The organism is Brachybacterium sp. GCM10030267 (assembly GCF_042666875.1).
In the GTDB taxonomy this organism is placed as follows: Bacteria; Actinomycetota; Actinomycetes; order Actinomycetales; family Dermabacteraceae; genus Brachybacterium.
Window position 1 is genome coordinate 1 of sequence record NZ_JBHTCX010000014.1, and the last position, 1,367, is coordinate 1,367.

Consider the following 1,367-nt stretch of genomic DNA (forward strand, 5'->3'; position numbering starts at 1 on the left):
CCTGACTTGATGCACGGTGATGTCGCTGGCGAGCTATCAACCCGTTGACCTGGAGGTTTGTGGGTCGAGGTGGGTGATTCGGGATACTAACGGGGTGGCGTTCGTGCGGAAGGTGAGGACCGGGTCCGGAGCGACTGCGGTGCAGGTCGTCCAGAAGCGGCACGGGAAGCTGGAGATCATCCAGCACCTCGGCTCCGGTCATAGTCCGGTCGAGGTCGCACTGCTGGTCCAGCGGGGCCGCGAGATCCTCCAGGGCGAGCAGGAAGCCCTCGAACTGGGCGTGGATTCCGGAGCGGATACCACGCTGGCCCGCCCCGCAGAGCAACAGCCCCAACTCATCCCGACTGCTGCACCACCAGCAGAGACGTCTGCTGCGGGAAGTCACGGTGGTGTTCGCGTCGTGGGAACCACCAGCGATGTGCTCTGGTCCACGTTGAGAGCTGCGTACTCGCGCCTGGGCTTCGGGGTCGTCGAGGACGAGGTGTTCGAGCAGGTCGTGCTGGCACGCTTGGTGGAGCCGACCTCGAAGCTCGATTCGATCCGTGTGCTCGAGGGGCTGGGTGTGGATCCACCGCATCACGCGACGATCTATCGCCACCTCCGCCAGGCCCAGGAACGCCGCTATCGCGACCAGATCGCCACGAAGTGCTTCGAACACACCGCCACCAGCGGCGACATCTCTCTGGTCCTCTACGACGTCACCACGCTCTACTTCGAGGCAGAGTACGAAGATCAGTTGCGCAAGGTCGGCTACTCCAAGGAGCGCCGGGTGGATCCGCAGATCGTGGTCGGGCTGCTGGTGGACCGCAACGGATTCCCGTTGGAGATCGGCTGCTTCGAGGGCAACCATGCGGAGACCCGCACGATCGTGCCGATCATCAAGCAGTTCCAGGACCGTCACAACCTCGCCGACATGGTCGTTGTCGCTGATGCGGGGATGCTCTCCACCGCCAACCTGACCGCGCTGGACGAAGCGGGTCTGAGATTCATCGTCGGCTCGAGACAGGTCAAAGCCCCCGGTGACCTCGCCAATCACTTCCACTGGAACGGGGACGCCTTCGAGGATGGACAGCTGATCGACACCATCACGCCCCGCCACGGCAACGCCAAAACGGAGCAGAAGCGGCGCCGGCGGGAACCGGTCTGGAATGCCGAGGAGCATCCCGGGCATTGGCGCGCGGTCTGGGCCTTCTCGAAGAAGCGCGCTACCCGGGATGGGCACACGCTGACCGCGCAGGAGAACCGTGCCCGCGCGGTCATCGACGGGGACGCGGCGGTGAAGTCGACCCGGTTCGTCAAGACCACCGCCGCGGGCCGGGCCCTCGACGAGGGGTCCCTCGAACGAGCTCGTGGCCTGGTCGGGCTGA

General features: G+C 65.3%; 1 protein-coding gene. It reads left to right on the forward strand.

What is annotated here, in order from left to right; all coding sequences use genetic code 11:
- Window positions 1-94: 94 nt before the first annotated feature.
- A partial coding sequence (locus tag ACFQS2_RS14340; RefSeq protein ID WP_377794182.1) for an IS1634 family transposase occupies window positions 95-1,367 on the forward strand: 1,273 nt, incomplete at its 3' end.